Annotated in this window: 16 protein-coding genes and 2 pseudogenes; 14 read left to right on the forward strand and 4 right to left on the reverse strand. The window is 70.3% G+C overall.

Going from position 1 to position 18958, the window contains the following annotated elements; translation table 11 throughout:
* The first annotated feature begins 7 nt into the window (after positions 1 to 7).
* From HNQ79_RS05175 to HNQ79_RS05195, 5 genes and pseudogenes are all read left to right on the forward strand, one after another.
* Complete coding sequence (locus HNQ79_RS05175; RefSeq protein ID WP_185027334.1) at positions 8 to 664, forward strand: MBL fold metallo-hydrolase; 657 nt, start codon at positions 8 to 10, stop codon at positions 662 to 664.
* A gap of 68 nt (positions 665 to 732) precedes the next feature.
* Entirely contained in the window at positions 733 to 1512 is a 780-nt protein-coding gene (locus HNQ79_RS05180; protein WP_185027336.1) for an exodeoxyribonuclease III, read from the forward strand.
* A 102-nt stretch (positions 1513 to 1614) separates the two neighbouring features.
* A complete protein-coding gene (locus HNQ79_RS05185; RefSeq protein ID WP_185027338.1) occupies positions 1615 to 2049 on the forward strand; it encodes a DUF6278 family protein in 435 nt (144 codons plus the stop codon).
* Positions 2050 to 2210: 161 nt separating this feature from the next.
* Positions 2211 to 2315 (forward strand): annotated as a pseudogene (locus HNQ79_RS05190) (amino acid ABC transporter ATP-binding protein); the annotation flags it as partial.
* Between the two features lie 127 nt (positions 2316 to 2442).
* Positions 2443 to 2703, forward strand: a pseudogene (locus HNQ79_RS05195) (amino acid ABC transporter permease); the annotation flags it as partial.
* A gap of 58 nt (positions 2704 to 2761) precedes the next feature.
* On the opposite strand, the gene HNQ79_RS05200 reads toward HNQ79_RS05195, so the two are convergent.
* The 3 genes from HNQ79_RS05200 to HNQ79_RS05210 all read right to left on the reverse strand — a co-directional run bounded on the left by HNQ79_RS05200 (position 2762) and on the right by HNQ79_RS05210 (position 7368).
* Entirely contained in the window at positions 2762 to 4384 is a 1623-nt protein-coding gene (locus HNQ79_RS05200; RefSeq protein ID WP_185027340.1) for a CocE/NonD family hydrolase, read from the reverse strand.
* A 149-nt stretch (positions 4385 to 4533) separates the two neighbouring features.
* Positions 4534 to 5736 carry a L,D-transpeptidase gene (locus HNQ79_RS05205; RefSeq protein WP_185027342.1) on the reverse strand — a complete coding sequence of 401 codons (1203 nt, stop codon included), beginning with the start codon at positions 5734 to 5736 and terminating at the stop codon, positions 4534 to 4536.
* Between the two features lie 237 nt (positions 5737 to 5973).
* On the reverse strand, positions 5974 to 7368 hold the full coding sequence (locus HNQ79_RS05210) for a hypothetical protein (RefSeq protein ID WP_229923196.1): 1395 nt from the start codon (positions 7366 to 7368) through the stop codon (positions 5974 to 5976).
* Positions 7369 to 8025: 657 nt separating this feature from the next.
* Between HNQ79_RS05210 and HNQ79_RS05215 the strand changes: the two genes are divergently transcribed.
* The 3 genes from HNQ79_RS05215 (at position 8026) to ggt (ending at position 12224) form a co-directional block, all read left to right on the forward strand.
* Positions 8026 to 8802 carry an alpha/beta fold hydrolase gene (locus tag HNQ79_RS05215; protein ID WP_185027344.1) on the forward strand — a complete coding sequence of 259 codons (777 nt, stop codon included), beginning with the start codon at positions 8026 to 8028 and terminating at the stop codon, positions 8800 to 8802.
* A 47-nt stretch (positions 8803 to 8849) separates the two neighbouring features.
* Positions 8850 to 10115 (forward strand): cytochrome P450, encoded by a 1266-nt coding sequence (locus HNQ79_RS05220; protein ID WP_185027690.1) that lies wholly within the window; start codon positions 8850 to 8852, stop codon positions 10113 to 10115.
* 270 nt (positions 10116 to 10385) lie between these two features.
* Positions 10386 to 12224, forward strand: a complete 1839-nt coding sequence (gene ggt, locus HNQ79_RS05225) for a gamma-glutamyltransferase (protein WP_185027346.1) — start codon at positions 10386 to 10388, stop codon at positions 12222 to 12224.
* A 273-nt stretch (positions 12225 to 12497) separates the two neighbouring features.
* Here ggt and map read toward each other — a convergent pair whose 3' ends face one another.
* Positions 12498 to 13271 carry a type I methionyl aminopeptidase gene (gene map, locus HNQ79_RS05230; protein WP_185027348.1) on the reverse strand — a complete coding sequence of 258 codons (774 nt, stop codon included), beginning with the start codon at positions 13269 to 13271 and terminating at the stop codon, positions 12498 to 12500.
* A gap of 41 nt (positions 13272 to 13312) precedes the next feature.
* Here map and HNQ79_RS05235 point away from each other — a divergent pair, with 41 nt between their 5' ends.
* From HNQ79_RS05235 to HNQ79_RS05260, 6 genes are all read left to right on the forward strand, one after another.
* Positions 13313 to 13582 (forward strand): helix-turn-helix domain-containing protein, encoded by a 270-nt coding sequence (locus HNQ79_RS05235; RefSeq protein ID WP_185027350.1) that lies wholly within the window; start codon positions 13313 to 13315, stop codon positions 13580 to 13582.
* A 9-nt stretch (positions 13583 to 13591) separates the two neighbouring features.
* Entirely contained in the window at positions 13592 to 13987 is a 396-nt protein-coding gene (locus tag HNQ79_RS05240) for a PPOX class F420-dependent oxidoreductase (RefSeq protein ID WP_185027352.1), read from the forward strand.
* Between the two features lie 250 nt (positions 13988 to 14237).
* The gene (locus tag HNQ79_RS05245; RefSeq protein ID WP_185027354.1) at positions 14238 to 15080 is read left to right on the forward strand and encodes a nitrilase-related carbon-nitrogen hydrolase; all 843 of its coding nucleotides are present in this window, start codon (positions 14238 to 14240) and stop codon (positions 15078 to 15080) included.
* Positions 15077 to 16360 carry an aspartate aminotransferase family protein gene (locus tag HNQ79_RS05250; protein WP_185027355.1) on the forward strand — a complete coding sequence of 428 codons (1284 nt, stop codon included), beginning with the start codon at positions 15077 to 15079 and terminating at the stop codon, positions 16358 to 16360. The genes HNQ79_RS05245 and HNQ79_RS05250 overlap by 4 nt, the downstream gene beginning before the upstream one ends.
* A gap of 87 nt (positions 16361 to 16447) precedes the next feature.
* Positions 16448 to 17839 carry a dihydropyrimidinase gene (gene hydA / locus HNQ79_RS05255; RefSeq protein WP_185027357.1) on the forward strand — a complete coding sequence of 464 codons (1392 nt, stop codon included), beginning with the start codon at positions 16448 to 16450 and terminating at the stop codon, positions 17837 to 17839.
* A 117-nt stretch (positions 17840 to 17956) separates the two neighbouring features.
* On the forward strand, positions 17957 to 18958 hold the full coding sequence (locus HNQ79_RS05260; RefSeq protein ID WP_185027692.1) for a TIGR03842 family LLM class F420-dependent oxidoreductase: 1002 nt from the start codon (positions 17957 to 17959) through the stop codon (positions 18956 to 18958).

An 18958-nucleotide genomic window follows, 5' to 3' on the forward strand; every position in this document is an offset into this window, starting at 1 on the left:
GGAAGCCATGAGCAGCGACAACCCGCACCGCCTCGTCCTCACCAAGAAGTCCCACGCCTGCGTGCGCCTGCAACGGGACGGGCGCACCCTCGTCGTCGACCCCGGCGGCTTCAGCGAGGCCGACGCCGCAGTGGGCGCGGACGCGATCCTGGTCACGCACGAGCACCCCGACCACTTCAGCGAGAAGCATCTGCGCACCGCGCTGGAGGCCAACGCGGCGGCCGAGATCTGGACGCTGCGCAGCGTCGCCGAGAAGCTCTCCGCCGCGTTCCCGGGCCGTGTCCACACCGTCGGCCACGGGGACACCTTCCGTGCCGCCGGTTTCGACGTCCAGGTGCACGGCGAACTGCACGCCGTCATCCACCCGGACATCCCCCGGATCACCAACGTCGGCTTCCTGGTGGACGGCTCCGTCTTCCACCCGGGCGACGCGCTCACCGTCCCCGACCGCCCCGTCGAGACGCTGCTGCTGCCCGTGATGGCTCCCTGGAGCAAGATCTCCGAGGTCATCGACTACGTCCGCGAGGTCGGGCCGCGGCGCGCCTACGACATCCACGACGCCCTGCTCACCGACCTCGCCCGGCCGATCTACGACGGGCAGATCGGCGCCCTGGGCGGCGCGGAGCACAACCGGCTGGCACCGGGGGAGTCCGCACGGCTCTGACCGGTTCGGAAGCCGGGCGGAAGCCGCCACGCACCCCCACTGTCAGACCCGGAGAGTAGGTTGAGGACATGCGCATCGCCACCTGGAACGTCAACTCGATCACCGCCCGACTGCCACGGCTGCTCGCCTGGCTGGAGAGCACCGGCACGGACGTGCTGTGCATCCAGGAGACCAAGTCGACCGCGGAACAGTTCCCCGCCGCCCAGCTGCGCGAGCTCGGCTACGAGTCCGCGGTCAACGCCGACGGCCGGTGGAACGGCGTGGCGCTGCTCTCCAGGGTCGGCCTGGAGGACGTCGTCGTCGGACTGCCCGGCGGCCCGGATTTCGGCGGGGTGCAGGAGCCGCGCGCCGTCTCCGCCACCTGCGGGCCGCTGCGCCTGTGGTCGGTGTACGTGCCCAACGGCCGCGAGGTCGCACACGACCACTACACGTACAAGCTGGCCTGGTTCGAGGCACTGAAGGACGCCGTCGCCGAAGATGCGGCGGGAGCACGGCCGTTCGCCGTTCTGGGTGATTTCAACGTCGCCCCGACCGACGACGACGTCTGGGACCCGGCACTGTTCGAGGGCGCCACGCACGTCACTCCCGCCGAGCGCGCGGCCCTGGCAGCCCTGCGCGAGACGGGCCTGAGCGACGTCATGCCGCGCCCCCTCAAGTACGACCACCCGTTCACGTTCTGGGACTACCGGGAGCTGGGTTTCCCCAAGAACAAGGGGATGCGGATCGACCTCGTCTACGGGAACAAGCCGTTCACCGGAGCCGTGAGCGACGCCTACGTGGACCGTGACGCGCGCAAGGGCAAGGGCGCGTCCGACCACGCCCCGGTCGTGGTGGACCTCGACCTCTGAGGCACGTGCTGCTCCCCGGGGGCCTCCGCGCGGGGCCCCGGGGGACGTCAACATCCGCGCGCCTGTGGTCCGCGCACCCATCCGGGTGCGAACCTGAGCGGTATGAATTTCTTGGACACCTGGCGCAAGCGCCTCGGTCCGGCGCACGCCACGGCGTTGGACACCTCCGACGGCGCCGATCAGGAAGGCATCGCCGAACTCCTCGCCGAATGCGAGCTGCTGCGTGTCCGAGCCGCCCACCACGGCCTCGATCTGGACGACACCCCCGCCTCCCTGGAGGCCCTCGACCAGCTCCCGCCGCGCTGGCGCGACGACCCGGAAGAACTGCCCTGGTTCGGCAACGACGCCGGGCTCTATCTCGGCACCGTCATCGTGCGCACCGTACCCGGCGCGTCCTGGCACCTGTGGCCGAGCGGACAGCCCGTCGTGATGCTGGCCTCCGGCCGGGACATCGACGTGGTCGGGGCGGGTCTCGACTGGGCGGCCACCGGCGCCCCCGAACTCTCCCAGGTGTACGCGGAAGCGTCCGAGGTCTGACACGCCGCGTCGGGCGCCGGGTTCACCGACACCCAGTGTCAACCGCGTAAATAGGGCTTATGCCTGTCTTACCTCCCTTGTGCGTGTCGGGTATGAAGTCCCTTTTCGGGATGGATAGTTTGCGCTGACCTCGACACAGCTGAGAGTGAGTGGGGCAGCGTATGGCCGTCGATCCGTTGATCGAGCTGCGGGACGTCAGCAAGTACTTCGGTGAGCTGCACGTCCTCCAGGACATCGGCCTCACCGTGGGACGCGGGGAGGTGGTGGAGTTCTTCACGCATCCGGAGAGCGACCGCGCAAGGGACTTCCTCTCCGAAATCCTGAAGCACTGAGCGGGGCCCAACCATGCGGCCTGCCGGAACGGCCCTCGTCACCGCGGTTCTCGTGGACCCTGCGCGGAAGGACATCGCACTCGGATATCCGATCACCCATGAGGAGTTTCTCCACGCCGGAAAGCCCATCGCGTCCGATCTCGACTACGATTTGCCGTTCATCCCCGTGGTGCCGGTGCTCTCGCCGATCCACATCGGGATGTGCACGCTGCTCTCCTGGTACGCCGACCGGGTGGCCAGGTGCCAGCGCCGCACTCCCGGGACGGAGGCCGTGGACATCGGTCCGGCCGAGGCGGGGACGCTGCTGCCGGGCAGGCGGTAGCTCAACAGAAGAAGGCCCACCGGAGAGAGCACGACGCCTGTCCGGCAGCAGCCGGGGATCACTTGTTCCGAAGCGGTACCGACACGTAACTCGGGTCGGACGCGGGGGACGAGAAGGTCAGCTGCGCGCCGGACGGGTTGTGCTCGATGTAGAGCGGGTCGACGGTGTCGACCACCAGCGCGAGCCGGTGGCCGGCCGGGACGTCGTAGGCCGTGGAGTGCAGCTCCAGGTCCACGGGGAACGGCTTGCCGGCCGGCTGCCCGTGAAAGGTGAACGGCGCGTTGCTGACCAGCTTGCCGACGCCGAGGGGCCCCACGTCGTACAGGTACGCGACGAGGGTGCCGCTCTCCTTGTTGCTGGTGAGCGTGGTGCGGAACTTCGCGGTGCCGCGCACTTCCTGGGTGCTCGTGTACCTCGGTGACTGCCAGACCGACGCGTACGACCGGGGGAGCAGCGGGACCGACGCCATCGGCGGCAGCTTCACGAACTGGTCGAGCAGGTTGGAGAGCAGGACCAGACCGCCATTGGCACCGGAGTCGACGTTGGCGCGGATCGTCCGGGTGCCGTCGAGGGCGAACTTCCGCTGGTTCGCGCCGACCGACTTCCAGTCCGGGTAGCCCTCGTAACCGCCGCGGGTACGGGACTTGAGCTGGACGGGCTGTTCGCGGTCGATGCCGTTGTCGACCCCCTTGAGATGGTGGTCGAACCAGCGATGGGTGCTGGTCCACGTGTCGTTGGGCAGGCCGAGCAGTCCGGTCGCCTCCGCGGTGGCGTGGTCGCCCGGCCGGAATTCGAGGCGCTTGGGCCCGGTCAGCTTCTCGTAGAACCGTGCGTACTGGTTGGGGGAGAAGAGGGTGTCGCCCCAGGCGTTGCCGAGCATGATGGCGGCGCCGTTGCTGTTGATCTGCGGCAGGTACGTCTCCGGGGAGCGCTTCCTGCCCCAGGCGATCATGTCCTCTTCCTTGGCCAGGTTGGAGCCGAGGAAGTCCTTGAGGGTCTGCTGGAGCTCCGCGCTGGGGCGGCCGGTGAGCGCCCCGGCGGTGCCGAGCAGCACGCCCGCCTGGGAGTGCTGGGTGCGACCGCCGTAGATCGAGTCGATGAGGTTCGCCCAGCCGCTGAGGGCGGCCACGGCCTTGATGCGCTTGTCGTGCCCGGCGGCCAGGAGGCTGATGCCCGCGCCGTAACTGACGCCCGCCATACCGACCTTTTCTCTGTCGGCGGGGGTGTGGGCGAGGGCCCAGTCGATGACGGCGGACGCGTCGGCGATGTCCTCGGGGCCCGCGACCTCGATCTGTCCACCGGAGAGCCAGAAGCCGCGCGAGGTGTAACTCACCACCACGTAGCCGGAGTCGGCGAGCTTCTTCGCCTGGGCGACGTACTCGATCTGGGGCATCGCCCAACTGGTGGGCAGGACGATCACCGGGTACGTACGGGAGCCGTCGGCGCCGGCGGGGGTGAAGACGTTGCCCTTGAGGGTGATGCCGCCGGAGCCGGGGATGTCGTGGAAGCGCACCCCGCTCGCCGCGGCGGGCCCGGCGTCCGTGGCGGCCCGCTGGGCGTCGGGAAGGGCCTGGGCGGGGGCGGCGACGCCGACGGCTCCGGCGAGCAGGGCGGCGGAGAGTGTGCCGATGGCGGTGGTGCGCAGGGTCCTTGCGGTGGGGGTCGTGCGCGGGTGTCCCATGTGTCGCTCCTCGGTACGCCAGGTGCAAAGTGACCTGACGGTAACCGGAGAGGCTTACCTGGGGTAACCAGCCAGTAAGTTACGCGAGGGTAACGATTGGTGGGCGGGCGTCCCGGGGGAGGCCGGGGCGCGCCCGCCCACCGGGGCGATCAGCCCTTGAGTGCGCTCCTGGTCTGCCAGTCGGCCCACGAGACGTTCCAGTTTCCGTAGCCGTTGTTCAGCGCCTGAGTGCCCTTGGCGGCCGACCCCGTCACCTCGAACGGGTCGCCGACCTGGACCTGGTCGTACACGGACCTGGCGTCGGGGGTGCTCATGCCGATGCAGCCGGAGCTGCGGTTGGTGCTGCCGAAGTAGGCCTTGTTCCACGGAGCGGCGTGGGCGTACATGCCCGACCAGGTCAGGCGCATCGAGTAGTCGACCATCTTGTCGTAGCTGTCGCTGCCGGTCAGGCCCACCGTCTCGGAGCGCATGTTGATGGTGCCCTCCTTCGACATGAGGACGGTCTTCCCGCGCCAGGACGCCTTCTTCCCGCCGGGGGTGCCCGCCGACATCGGCACGTCCGCGACCTGCTGCCCGTCGCGGATCAGTTTGAGCCGGTGGCCGTCCAGGTCGATCTTGACGACCTGGTTCTTCCCGATGGTGAAGTTCGTCCGGTAGTCGCGGACGAACCAGCCGCCGCCCTTCCCGGAGTCCACACCGTTCAGGTCGGCCGCCAGGGAGACCTTGGTGCCCGACTTCCAGTACTCCTTCGGCCGCCAGTCGACGCGGTCCTTGCCGGAGTAGTCCATCATCCAGCCCCACGAGCCCTCGGTGTCGTTCGAGGTGGTGACCTTGAGGTGCTTCTCGACCTCGGCCCGGTTCTTCACCGGGTTGTCGAAGACGATCGACAGGGGATGGGCGATGCCGATGGTGGTGTTCCTGCCGGGCGCCATGGTCACCCTGTTGACGTTGTCCGCCACCGCCGTGCCGAACTCCGCCCTCGTGGCGGCGGCGCCCGCCGCCTTGGCCTCGACGGTGTAGCGGGTTCCGGGCGACGTCGTGCGGGCCGAGGTCCAGGACTTGCCGTCGGCGGATATGTGGCCGGTCAGCGTGCCGCCCTTGGCATCCGTGACGGTGACGCTGTCCAGCTTCTCGCCCCCGGTCAAGGAGACCTTGACCGGCTCACCCGCCTTGGCCTGCCCGCCGGAGAGGTTCACGGCGACCTCGGTCCGCGGTGCCTCCGCGGCCCTCGCGGCACCGGAGCCCGCTCCCGAGCCGCCGCCGCAGGCGGTCAGAGCGGCTGCGGCGAGCACCGCCGTGCTCGTGAGGGCGGCCGAGCGGAGCCGGGTGTGCGGACGGCGGGTGTCAGTCAACGGGAAAACCTCCGGAGGGGCGCGTGGCGTCTGTCCTGTCTGTGTCTCTGTGGAGGAGGTGATCCGGTACGGGACGGTTGCGCCGAACACCCGAGGCGCATTGTGAGAAGCGACGCAACGGGTACGGACCAAGGTCCCTGGACGACGGTCCTGACGGGCCCTCGCGGCCGACCGGGCGGCGCGGCTCGCCGTCGCGCCGGTCGCTTCTCACGCTTCGCCGCGACACGCCCGCCGGCCTCAGCCGTCGACCCAGTCCCCTCCCATGGCCGTCGGGGCGAAGCGCTGCGCGGCCCAGAAGAAGTGCGGGTGCGCGCAGCCGAACATGTAGTTGAGCAGGACGGTGTTCTCCTGCCACCCGGGCGTACCGACGTTCAGGACGTGGAACAGTGACGTGCCGAGCGGGGCGGAGTCCGCCTGGATGTCGCGCGCACCGGCCCGGTGCGCTTCCGCGGACACCACGGCCGCCACGTACGTGCGCCGCAGGATCTCCCAGCACGGGTCCACGTCGCCGTGCCATTCGCCGTGCAGCGCCTCGAAGACGGAGAGTTCCTGGTGGAAGAGCCGCCACGCCTGGGGGTGCGTGGTGCGGCAGCGCTCCGAGAGCGTGGCGGCCGCCGGCCCGAGCGTGTCCACCCGCGGTCGGCAGCCCATGCGCAGGGTGACGCCCGAAGTCAGCAGCCCCGCACACGAGTTGGGCTCAAGGTCGCACAGCAGGCAGTCATCGGTCGGGGCCAGGCCCGAGGGTATGCCGTCGAACCACACGGCGTGCCGGCCGGCCAGGCCCATCCAGGCGGCCGTATTGGCCACCAGGGTGCTGTTGTAGAGGACACCCCGGGACTCCGGCATGCAGATGTACTTGATCTGGGCGAGGACGCAGGCGGCCAGTACCGCCTTGTCATGGGTGGGCATGGAAGCCAGCCAGAAGTTGTTGATCTCTCCGGTGACGGCGTCGGCCCTGGCGTCCACCATGTCGTCCACCACGCGGGACAGGGCGAGGACGGCGAGGTTCTCCTCCAGCCACTGTTCCTCGTCCGGCCCCACGTGCCACCACTCGCAGTCCAGCATCTGGAGCATGGAATACGTGGCGAAGTCCAGCGGGGTGGACTGCGGGAGCGTGACCGTGCCCTGACGGTGCCGGCCTATCCAGTACTCGTCCACGGAGCGCTTGTGTGCGATGAACAGGCCGCTGATCAGAGCGCGGGCACCGTTGAAGCTGAAGTTCTCGGCGAGGCTCTTCTCGATGCGCAGGGCGGTGCCCGCAATGTCCACCGCGCGCGCGGAACGCTTGTACTCAAGGAAGGAGGGGAAGTCGTCCTCGTACCGGAACCTGAAGTCACGGCCCGTATCGGCGTCCTGGAGCGACCTGTTCCAGACCCAGCCGCCCATCAGGACGCTGTCGAGTTCCTGCCGGAAGGGCCAGGTCTTCACGGCGAGCGGAAGGCCGTTGCTCCTGCGCCAGGAATAGTCGGAGAGGTGACGCTGCGGCGGTGAGGGAAGCTGCCCGCACAGGGCGCAGTCGCACGCATCGCCCGGCGAGGTGGCCGGAGTCCCGGGGTGGGCCCGTGCGCGCTCCAGCCAGGCGCCTTCGAGCATCCCGGCCAGCAGCCGGCACAGCCGGACATCGGTCTCCATAATGGGGAAAGCTTTCTGCACGAGAGTCAGCGACTGCTCCAGTGCTTCTAGACGTGCCGCTCCCGGGCCGTCGGGCGCGGGAAACTCCCGCGGACTCGCAGCCAGTGCCGCCCGCCCCGATATCTCGACGGCCCCGGGTTGTGAACCTCCGTCAAACGCGCCCAAACGTGCGATACCGGCCTGCTCCCGCATTGCGAAACGTTCGGTTCGAGGCTTGATGTTCGCCCGGATCAAGCTCGCGAGCTGCGAACTTGTCGCCGCTGTAGTCATCCTGCCGCCTCCTGGTATTGACCGACTTGCGCCTTGACACGCGGCGACGCACCCCCGCGCCACTAGCCCCCTTTCCCGCCGGGGGCGGTGGGTGAACCTTGAAGTGCTACTCGTTGTGACAACGAAAGGCCCCACTGCGAGGTTCGCGCCCTCTGCGCGCACTGCCGGCCGGTGCCGGTCCTCGGGTCCGTACCAGGGGCCCTCCGACGCTTCCTTGTGCGGCCTCTTCGGCCCGTGAGCCGGGGCCGGCCAGGAAGCCCGGTGCGGCCCTCCGATGTTCCCCGGGGCTCTTGCGCAGGCGGTCTTGTACGGGACCGCAACGGCGTCCACCGTAAGGGACGGCGTCACACACCGCTGGCGCGCAGAGCACGTGGAATCGGAGACTCCGTGGACGCATTCGTGCTGCCTCACTCCCTCGTCGGCGACGGCCCCCACCCGGTGATCGCCGTACACGGCTGGCTGGCCGACCGTGCGGCCTACAACGCCGTCCTCCCGGACCTGGACCTGGTGAACTTCCGGTACGCCTTCGTCGATCTGCGCGGATACGGCGAGGCCAAGGAGGTTTTGGGCACGTACACGACCGCCGAGGGCGCCGCCGACGTCCTCGCCCTCGCCGACCGCCACGGCTGGGACCGCTTCTCGCTGGTCGGGCATTCCATGGGCGGGTCGGTCGTCCAGCGCGTACTCGCCGCCGCGCCGCAGCGCGTACGTCGGCTGGTGGGCGTGTCACCCGTACCGGCGAGCGGGATGCCCCTGCCCGCCGACGCGTGGGAGCTGTTCGCCGGAGCGGCGGAGTACCCGCAGAACCGGCGCACCATCATCGACAACACCACCGGCGGTGTGCGTCCGCGTGCCTGGCTCGACCGGATGGTGCAGCAGTCCGTGGACCGCAGCGACCCCAAGGCGTTCCGCGCCTGGCTGGATTCCTGGGCGGGTGAGGACTTCCATGCCGAGGTCGAGGGCTGCGACCGCCCCGCCCTCGCCGTCGCCGGCGCGCTCGCCCCGGCGCTGAGCGCCGACGTGATGCGCCAGACCTGGATGCGCTGGTACCCGCGTGCCGAACTGGTGGAGCTTCCCGGCGCGGGCCACTACGCCATGGACGAGACCCCGCTCCAACTCCTGCGCACAGTGGAGGACTTCCTGCGCGCGGACGGCTCGGAGTGACGCGGAAAGCGCAAGGGGTACGGGACGGGGAGGGCGCCGTGCCGGACATGGCGCCGTCCTCCGTCCCGGACGTCTTCGATCCGCGCCCGTACGCCCGGGGCATCCCGCACGCGGCCTACCGGCAGCTCCGCGACACGCGGCCCGTCGCCTGGCAGGACGAGTACGAGGTGCTCGGCTGGCCCGCCGGTCCCGGCTTCTGGGCCGTCACCCGGCACGCCGACGTCGTACGGGTCCTCAAGGACGCCCGCACCTTCTCGTCCCGGCTCGGTGCCACCCAGATCCGCGACCCTGACCCGGCCGACCTGCCGTTCATCCGGCGCATGATGCTCAATCAGGACCCTCCGGAACACGGGAGGTTACGGAAACTGGTCGGCCGGGCCTTCACACCCGGCCGCACCGGCCGCTTTGAGGAACGGGTCCGCAGCCGCGCCCGCGGCCTCCTCGAATCAGCGCTCCAGGACGCGCGACGCAACAGCGACGGCGTCCTCGACCTGGTGACCTCCGTCACCGACGACTACGCCCTTCTCAACCTGGCCGACCTGCTCGGCGTGCCGAAGAGCGACCGTGGCCTCCTCCTTGAGTGGACGGAGCGTGTCATCGCGTATCAGGACCCGGACGAGCAGGTCATGGTGGTACGCGGTCCCGACGGGCGGCCCGTCAACCCCCGGTCACCCGCCATGCTGGGTGAGATGTTCGCCTACGCAAGGGAGTTGGCGGCGTACAAGCGCAGGCATCCGAGCGACGACATCATGACGGTGCTCGCCCACGCAGCCGACGACGACACCCGGCTCACCGGACCCGAACTGGAGATGTTCTTCTTCCTGCTGACCGTCGCCGGGAACGACACGGTACGAAGCGCGGCACCCGGCGGATTCCTGGAGCTGGCACGCAACCCCGAGGCCCAACAGCATCTTCCCCAGCTGGACCTGCGGACGGCGGTCGAGGAACTGCTGCGTCGGCACCCGCCCGTCCTCAGCTTCCGCCGTACCGTGACCACGGACACCGAACTTGCCGGGCAGCGGCTGCGCGCGGGAGAGAAGATCGTGGTCTTCCACGCCTCCGCCAACCACGACGAGCGCGTCTTCACCGAGCCCCACCACCTCGACCTGGTGCGGGATCCCAACCCGCACGTGTCCTTCGGGGACGGCCCGCACGTCTGTCTCGGCGCGCACTTCGCCCGCCTGCAACTGCGGGTTCTGCACGAGGAGGCGCTACGGGCGATGCCCCGCCCCTACCGGCTTGCGGCGCCACCGCGCCGGCTCGTCTCCCACTTCATCAACGGCCTGAAGTCCCTCGAACTGGAGGTGGCTTGACCAGCTCCGGAAGGGGACACCGGACCAAGGGTGCTGCGCGGCGGCGGAGGAGGATGCCGCCGAACCGCCGAACCGCCGACCGCCGAGGCCGCCGCATACGGGCACGCCGGCCGGTGTCGGCGGTCATGCACGGGTCCGCCGGGCCCCTGGGTGCCGGGGCGCGCCGGTCGTGCGGCGTGGAGGCCGGGGCGCGAGACGCGCCCCGGGGTCCCTGGCGGGGTGCGGGCGGTGCGGCTACGCTGCCCGGACGCCTTTCGCCAGGAGGTACGCATGCGTCGACCCACCCGGCCCGCCGTACGGGCACTGTCCCTGCTGGCCGCGACAGCGGCAGTCGTCACCGTGGGAGCAGCGGCCCCGCCGGGCAGTGCGAGCCCTTCGAGCACCGGCTCCGCCGGCACCCCGCCGGTCAAGGTCCCGGTCGCGGTCGGCTACGGGGGCGCAGTCGCCAGCGTCGACGCCGACGCCTCGGCGGCAGGCATCGCCGTCCTGCGGGCCGGCGGCAACGCGGTCGACGCGGCGGTGGCCACGGCCGCCGCCCTCGGCGTCACGGAGCCCTACTCGGCGGGCATCGGCGGGGGCGGCTACTTCGTCCACTACGACGCCAAGTCCCGCAAGGTGCACACCATCGACGGCCGCGAGACCGCCCCGCGCAGCGCGACCAAGCACCTCTTCGTCGAGAACGGTGCGCCGATCCCGTTCGCCGAGGCCATGACCAGCGGCCGCGGCGTCGGCACCCCCGGCACGCCCGCCACGTGGGAAGCGGCGCTGGACGCCTGGGGCACGAAGCCGCTCCGCACCCTCCTGAAGCCGGCCGAACACCTCGCCCGCGACGGGTTCGCCGTCGACGCCACCTTCCGTGCGCAGACCGAGGGCAACGAGGCCCGCTTCCGGGATTTCCCCGACTCCTCGAAACTCTTCCTGCCGGGTGGGCAACTCCCCGTGGTGGGCTCCACGTTCAAGAACCCCGACCTGGCCCGCACGTACGAGAAGCTGGGCCGGTACGGCGTCGGCGCGCTGTACAAGGGCGACCTCGCCCGCGACATCGTCCGTACCGTGCGCAAGCCTCCCGTCGACCCGAAGGCGGCGCGGGTGGTGCGCTCGGGCGACCTGACGGAGCGGGACCTGCGAGCGTACGGGACCGAGCGGCGGAAGCCGACCAAGGTGTCCTACCGGGGACTCGACGTGTACGGCATGAGCCCCTCCTCGTCGGGCGGCACGAGCGTGGGCGAAGCGCTGAACATCCTCGAACGGACGAACCTCTCCCAGGCGTCGCAGGCCAAGTACCTGCACCGTTTCATCGAGGCGAGCCGGATCGCGTTCGCGGACCGCGGGCGCTGGGTCGGGGACCCGGCCTTCGAGGACGTCCCGGCGAAGGGCCTGCTGTCGCAGCGGTTCGCGGACTCCCGCGAGTGCCTGATCAAGGACGACGCGGTACTGGTGAGTCCGCTGCCGCCGGGGGACCCGCGTAACCCGTCGCGCACGTGCCGGAGTTCGGGCGAGGCCACCCCGACGACGTACGAGGGCGAGAACACGACGCACCTGACGGCTTCCGACAAGTGGGGCAACGTCGTCGCCTACACGCTGACGATCGAGTCGACGGGCGGCAGCGGCATCACCGTCCCGGGCCGTGGCTTCCTGCTCAACAACGAGCTGACCGACTTCTCCTTCACCCCGGCGAACCCCGTGGTGCACGACCCGAACCTGCCGGGCCCGGGCAAGCGGCCGCGGTCCTCGATCTCCCCGACGATCGTGCTCGACCGGCACGACCGGCCGGTGCTGGCGCTCGGTTCACCGGGCGGCGCGACGATCATCACGACAGTGCTGCAGTCGCTGATCGGGCACCTGGACCGGGGCCTGCCGCTCGTCGAGGCGATCGCTGCGCCCAGGGCGAGCCAGCGCAACTCCGCCACGACGGACCTGGAGCCGGGCCTGTGGAACAGTCCGGTACGGGGCGAACTGGAAGCGCTCGGACACGTCTTCAAGCCGAACCCGGAGATCGGGGCGGCGACGGGCGTACAGCGGCTGCCGGACGGCCGGTGGCTCGCGGCGGCGGAAAAGGTCCGCCGCGGCGGAGGCTCAGCCATGGTCACCCACCCGTCCCCCCACTAGCCCCGCACGCCGGTATCACCCGGAGCCCCTCGGAGCGGCAGTCCCCGAGGCGGCGGAGCCGCCCCCGCCCCGCCCCCTTGGGCGGCAGGACGTTATATGCCCACTTCAGCCCCCTTGGGCGGCGGGGCCGCCCCCGGGGGCGGAACGGGCGGGCAAGGGGGCGGCCCCCACCGGACGGTGCCCTCCCGCCCGACGCCCCGCCCACCCCACGTACGCCCCGCCCACCACCCCACGCCGTACCCACCACGCCCGCACGCGCCCCCCGCCCCCCACCTAAAGCGCCGTCAACACCCGTCCCGCTCCACCCCCCTCCACAATCGCCACCGTGTGCTCCGCGTGCGCCGCACGACTGCCGTCGGTCGTCCGCAGGGTCCAGCCGTCCGGCGAGTGGCGGTACTCGTCCCCGCCGCCCCCGATCAGCATTGGCTCGATCGCGATCACCATCCCGTGCCGCAGCTTCATGCCCCGCCCGGGGCGTCCCTCGTTCGGGACGTCCGGCCCCTCGTGCATCGTGCGTCCCACGCCGTGGCCGCCGAAGTCCTGCGGGATGCCGTAACCCGCACGCCGGCACACCGTGCCGATCGCGTGCGCGATGTCGCCGATGCGGTTGCCGACCACGGCCGCCGCGATACCCGCGTCCAGCGCCTCGCGCGCCGTCTCGATGAGGCGTACGTCCTCCGGCCGCGCCCGCCCCGCCGTGAAGCTGACCGCCGAGTCGCCCACCCAGCCCCCGAGGCTCGCGCCGCAGTCGATGCTCACCAGGTCGCCGTCGCGCAACCGGTAGCCGTCCGGCACGCCGTGCACGATCGCGTCGTTGACCGAGGCGCAGATGACCCCGGGGAAGGGCACCGGCGCCCAGTCCGGGTGGTAGTCCAGGAACGGGGAGCCGGCCCCCGCGCCACGCAGTACCTCCCTCGCCACCTCGTCCAGTTCGCGCAGCGTCACCCCGACCGACGCCGCATCCTGTACCGCCCTCAGCGCCTGGGCCACCACGCGGCCGGCCTCACGCATCGCATCCACGGACGCATCCGTCTTGATCTCCACCATGCCAATTACTATACCGGTCGAGCAGGTATTAGAATAACGCCATGGTCCGTACCCCTCTCACTCCCGAAGAGCGCGAGCGCGGCGAACGCCTCGGCCGGCTGCTCCGCGAAGCCCGCGCCTCCACCGGCCGCTCGATGCTCGACGTGGCCACCTGCTCCGGCCTCTCCGCCGAGACGCTCCGCAAGATCGAGACGGGTCGCGCGCCGACCCCCGCGTTCTTCACGGTCGCCGCCCTCGCGGCCACCCTCGGCCTCTCCCTCGACGATCTCCTCCAGCGCTGCGCACTGCTGCCGGTCGAGGAGGCCGCGTAGGGTCCGGGCATGGACAATCTGACGTCGGCCCTGGCCCGTACCCGTTACATCAGCCTCACCACCTTCCGGAAGGACGGCACGCCCGTCGCCACCCCTGTATGGGTCGCCGGCGAGAGCGGCGTGCTCTACGTGTGGACCAATGCGGAGTCCTGGAAGGTCAAGCGGATCCGCCGCGACGGCCGCGTCACCGTCACGCCCTGCGACGCCCGGGGTGGCCCCAGGAAGGGTGCGCCGACCATAGAGGGCCGGGCCACCGTGCTCGACGAGGACGGGCTGCGGTTCGTCAGGAAGCTGCTCGCCCGGAAGTACACCTGGCAGTTCTGGCTCACCGACCTGCCCGCCACCCTGGTGCGCCGCGGCCGGCGACCGCACGTCGGTATCAAGATCGAAATTTCGAGCACCTGAACGAGCCCGGCGGTGGGTGGGCGGGTCGCTCGTGATCGGGTGCGCGATCGAGGTGTAAACCCCGCCCTTCACTCCTGCGGGTGTGAAAGGTGATCCACTCGGCGGGTTGGCGGCGACGGTCTTGCCCCGCTCCCCGCCGAGGCTTACGTTCGTTCGATCAGCGTCCCGAAGCGTCCAACTCTACGGGTGTAGAAGGTCTCTGACGTCCCGTCGGAAGGGCGGGACGTCCGGTTCGATACGGAGACGAGTCATGGCCAACGTCGTACGCGCCGCCCTCGTCCAGGCCACCTGGACGGGCGACACCGAATCCATGATCGCCAAGCACGAGGAACACGCCCGTGAGGCCGCCCGCCAGGGCGCGAAGATCATCGGTTTCCAGGAGGTCTTCAACGCCCCCTACTTCTGCCAGGTGCAGGAGGCCGAGCACTACCGCTGGGCCGAGCCGGTGCCGGACGGACCCACCACCCGCCGCATGCAGGACCTCGCGCGCGAGACCGGCATGGTGATCGTGGTCCCGGTCTTCGAGCGCGAGCAGTCCGGTTTCTACTACAACACCGCTGCCGTCATCGACGCCGACGGCAGCTACCTCGGCATGTACCGCAAGCACCACATCCCACAGGTCAGGGGCTTCTGGGAGAAGTACTACTTCAAACCGGGCAACGCGGGCTGGCCGGTCTTCGACACGGCCGTCGGCAAGGTCGGCGTCTACATCTGCTACGACCGCCACTTCCCCGAAGGGTGGCGGCAGTTGGGTCTGGGCGGAGCACAGATCGTCTACAACCCCTCCGCCACCTCGCGCAGCCTCTCCTCCCACCTGTGGCAGCTGGAGCAACCCGCCGCCGCCGTCGCCAACGAGTACTTCGTCGCCGCGATCAACCGCGTCGGACAGGAGGAATACGGCGACAACGACTTCTACGGCACCAGCTACTTCGTCGACCCGCGCGGCAAGTTCGTGGGCGACACCGCGAGCGACACCAAGGAAGAACTCGTCGTACGCGACCTCGACTTCGACCTCATCGAGGAAGTGCGCCAGCAGTGGGCGTTCTACCGCGACCGCCGCCCCGACGCGTACGAAGGACTGGTTCAGCCGTGACCGACCTGCACTCCCGCCACCAGGCCGTCCTGCCCGAGTGGCTCGCGCTCTACTACCAGCAGCCCCTCGAACTCACCCACGGAGAGGGCCGCCACGTCTTCGACGCCGAGGGCCGCAGGTACCTCGACTTCTTCGGCGGCATCCTCACCACGATGACCGCGCACGCCCTCCCGGAGGTCAGCAAGGCCGTCGCCGAGCAGGCCGGCCGCCTCATCCACTCCTCGACCCTGTACCTCAACCGCCCCATGATCGACCTGGCCGAACGGGTCGCCCACCTCTCCGGCATCCCGGACGCCCGCGTCTTCTTCACCACCTCGGGCACCGAGGCCAACGACACGGCGCTGCTGCTGGCATCGGCGTACCGCCGCTCCAACCAGATCCTCGCGATGCGCAACAGCTACCACGGCCGTTCCTTCGCCACCGTCTCGCTCACCGGCAACCGCGACTGGTCCCCGACCAGCCTCTCGCCGCTCCAGACCCTCTACGTGCACGGAGGGGTCCGCCACCGCGGCCCCTTCGCCCACCTCACCAACGCCGAATTCGTGGCAGCGTGCGTCGCCGACCTCGAAGACCTCCTCGGTCAGACCCGGGGCCAGGTGGCAGCCCTCATCGCCGAACCCGTCCAGGGCGTGGGCGGCTTCACCTCCCCGCCGGACGGCCTCTACGCCGCCTTCCGCGAAGTCCTCTCCCGGAACGGCATTCTCTGGATCGCCGACGAGGTGCAGACCGGCTGGGGCCGCACCGGCGACCACTTCTGGGGCTGGCAGGCCCACGCCGAGAACGGCCCGCCCGACATCCTCACCTTCGCCAAGGGCATCGGCAACGGCATGTCCGTCGGTGGCGTCGTCGCCCGCTCCGAGGTCATGAACTGCCTGGACTCCAGCTCCATCTCCACCTTCGGCGGCTCCCCGGTCACCATGGCCGCGGGCCTCGCCAACCTCTCCTACCTCCTCGAACACGACCTCCAGGGCAACGCGCGCCGCGTCGGCGGCCTCCTCCTGGAACGCCTGCGCGCCATCGGCGCCACCACCCCCTGCGTACGGGAGGTACGCGGCCGGGGCCTGATGCTGGGCATCGAGATCACCCACCCGGGCACCGACGAGGCCTGGCCGGAAGCCGCGACCGCCGTTCAGGAAGCAGCCCGTGGCGGCGGTCTCCTCCTCGGCAAGGGCGGCGGCCACAACACGAGCGTGCTGCGCATCGCGCCGCCCATGTCGCTGACGGTGGCAGAAGCGGAGGAGGGCGCCACGATCCTCGAAACCGCCCTGCACAGCGTGTAGTCCCGCCCCCTGTCCGTCGTCCCCCCGGTCCCGTCTGCCTGACCGTCCCCCCTTCCCGCTCTGCCCGTTCCCGAGGAGGTGCGAAGCATGACCCGCACTCTGATCACCGGCGGCCTCGTCATCACGGCCGCCGAAGAAGTCCACGCCGACGTACTGATCGAAGGCAGCCGCATCGCAGCGCTGGCCACCCCGGGAACCCAGAACTGGACCGCGGACCGTGTCGTCGACGCCACCGGGAAGTACGTGATCCCCGGCGGCGTCGACGCGCACACCCACATGGAGATGCCCTTCGGGGGTACCTTCGCCGCCGACTCCTTCGAATCCGGCACGCGCGCCGCCGCCTGGGGCGGCACGACGACGATCATCGACTTCGCGATCCAGTCCCCGGGCCAGAGCCTGCGCACCGGCCTGGACGCCTGGCACGCGAAGGCCGACGGCAAGTGCGCGATCGACTACGGCTTCCACATGATCCTCTCCGACGTCAACGAGTCGTCGTTGAAGGAGATGGACGGTCTGGTCGCCGAAGGAATCTCCTCCTTCAAGCTCTTCACGGCCTACCCCGGAGTCTTCTACAGCGACGACGGGAAGATCCTGCGCGCGATGCAGCGGGCCGCCGGCAACGGCGGTCTGATCATGATGCACGCGGAGAACGGCCTCGCCATCGACGTGCTCGTCGAACAGGCGCTGGCCCGCGGCGAGACCGACCCCCGCTACCACGGCGAGGTGCGCAAGGCGCTGCTGGAGGCCGAGGCCACGCACCGCGTCATCAAGCTGGCGCAGGTGGCCGGCGCGCCGGTGTACGTCGTGCACGTGTCGGCGCGGGAAGCGCTCGCCGAGATCGCCCGCGCCCGTACGGAAGGGCTCCCGGTCTTCGGCGAGACCTGCCCCCAGTACCTCTTCCTCTCCACCGACAACCTCGCCGAGCCGGACTTCGAGGGCGCGAAGTACGTGTGCTCCACCCCCTTGCGCCCCAGGGAACACCAGGCCGCCCTCTGGCGGGGCCTGCGCACCAACGACCTCCAAGTGGTCTCCACCGACCACTGTCCGTTCTGCTTCACCGGGCAGAAGGAACTGGGCCGCGGCGACTTCTCCAAGATCCCCAACGGCCTCCCCGGGGTGGAGAACCGCATGGACCTCCTCCACCAGGCCGTCGTCGACGGCCACATCTCCCGCCGCCGGTGGATCGAGATCGCGTGCGCGACCCCGGCGAGGATGTTCGGCCTGTACGGGCGGAAGGGAACAATCGCCCCGGGCGCGGACGCGGACGTGGTCATCTACGACCCGGCGGCCGAGCAGACGATCTCCGCGGCGACGCACCACATGGCTGTCGACTACTCCGCCTACGAGGGGCGACGGATCGCGGGGCGGGTGAAGACAGTCCTGTCACGGGGTGAAGTGGTCATCGATCGGGGAGAGTTCAAGGGGCGCCCCGGACACGGGGTGTATCTCGCCCGGTCCACCTCGCAGTATGTGCGCTGAGGGGTCCGGCCCGCACGAGGCCGGCCGCCGCGGCCCCGGAAAGAGCCACCGGACCACCACCCGTTCGCACCCGAAGTACCTGAACCAGGAGGTACACCTCTCATGCCCAGTGCGCCGATGGACTTCGGACTCGTGCTGCAGACCGATCCGCCCGCCTCCGAGGTCGTCGGCCTGATGCGCCGGGCCGAACGCAACGGGTTCCGTTACGGATGGACCTTCGACTCCGCCGTGCTGTGGCAGGAGCCGTTCGTCATCTACAGCCGCATCCTGGAGCACACCGACCGGATGATCGTCGGCCCCATGGTGACCAACCCGGGCACCAGGACCTGGGAGGTCACCGCCTCCACCTTCGCGACCCTCAACGACATGTACGGCAACCGCACCGTCTGCGGCATCGGCCGCGGGGACTCGGCGATGCGCGTCGCGGGCCGCAGGCCGAACACGCTGGCCCGGCTCGGCGAAGCCATGGACGTCATTCGCGACCTCGCCGAGGGACGCGAGGCGAAGGTGGACGGGCAGACGGTGCGGATCCCGTGGGTGCGGGACGGCCGGCTCCCGGTGTGGATGGCCGCGTACGGGCCCAGGGCGCTCGCCCTCGCGGGCGCGAAGGCGGACGGGTTCATCCTCCAGCTTGCCGACCCCTTCCTCACGGAATGGATGATCCGGGCGGTGCGCGACGCCGCGTCCGACGCCGGGCGGGACCCCGCCGAGGTGAAGATCTGCGTCGCCGCTCCCGCCTACGTGAGCGACGACCTGGCGCACGCCCGCGACCAGTGCCGGTGGTTCGGCGGGATGGTCGGCAACCACGTGGCCGACCTGGTGACCAAGTACGGGGCGGACAGCGGGTTCGTGCCGGCGGAGCTGACCTCGTACATCGAACAGCGTCAGGGGTACGACTACGCGCACCACGGGCGGGCCGGGAACCCGGACACCGCCTTCGTGCCGGACGACATCGTGGACCGCTTCTGCCTGTTGGGGCCCGTGGAGGCGCACATCGGGAAGCTGCGGGCGCTGCGGGCGCTGGGCGTCGACCAGTTCGCCCTCTACGACATGCACGACGCGCGCGAGGCGACCATCGACGCCTACGGGGAGTCGGTCATCCCGGCGCTGAGCTCCTGA

Origin of the sequence: Streptomyces candidus (genome assembly GCF_014207445.1) — a bacterium.
GTDB lineage: Bacteria > Actinomycetota > Actinomycetes > Streptomycetales > Streptomycetaceae > Streptomyces > Streptomyces candidus.

Coding starts and splice junctions, on each gene's coding strand:
- HNQ79_RS05175 (WP_185027334.1), top strand. CDS start 8: ATGAGCAGCGACAACCCGCACCGCCTCGTCCTCACCAAGAAGTCCCAC.
- HNQ79_RS05180 (WP_185027336.1), top strand. CDS start 733: ATGCGCATCGCCACCTGGAACGTCAACTCGATCACCGCCCGACTGCCA.
- HNQ79_RS05185 (WP_185027338.1), top strand. CDS start 1,615: ATGAATTTCTTGGACACCTGGCGCAAGCGCCTCGGTCCGGCGCACGCC.
- HNQ79_RS05200 (WP_185027340.1), bottom strand. CDS start 4,384: ATGGGACACCCGCGCACGACCCCCACCGCAAGGACCCTGCGCACCACC.
- HNQ79_RS05210 (WP_229923196.1), bottom strand. CDS start 7,368: ATGGAGACCGATGTCCGGCTGTGCCGGCTGCTGGCCGGGATGCTCGAA.
- HNQ79_RS05220 (WP_185027690.1), top strand. CDS start 8,850: ATGGCGCCGTCCTCCGTCCCGGACGTCTTCGATCCGCGCCCGTACGCC.
- ggt (WP_185027346.1), top strand. CDS start 10,386: ATGCGTCGACCCACCCGGCCCGCCGTACGGGCACTGTCCCTGCTGGCC.
- map (WP_185027348.1), bottom strand. CDS start 13,271: ATGGTGGAGATCAAGACGGATGCGTCCGTGGATGCGATGCGTGAGGCC.
- HNQ79_RS05235 (WP_185027350.1), top strand. CDS start 13,313: ATGGTCCGTACCCCTCTCACTCCCGAAGAGCGCGAGCGCGGCGAACGC.
- HNQ79_RS05240 (WP_185027352.1), top strand. CDS start 13,592: ATGGACAATCTGACGTCGGCCCTGGCCCGTACCCGTTACATCAGCCTC.
- HNQ79_RS05245 (WP_185027354.1), top strand. CDS start 14,238: ATGGCCAACGTCGTACGCGCCGCCCTCGTCCAGGCCACCTGGACGGGC.
- hydA (WP_185027357.1), top strand. CDS start 16,448: ATGACCCGCACTCTGATCACCGGCGGCCTCGTCATCACGGCCGCCGAA.
- HNQ79_RS05260 (WP_185027692.1), top strand. CDS start 17,957: ATGGACTTCGGACTCGTGCTGCAGACCGATCCGCCCGCCTCCGAGGTC.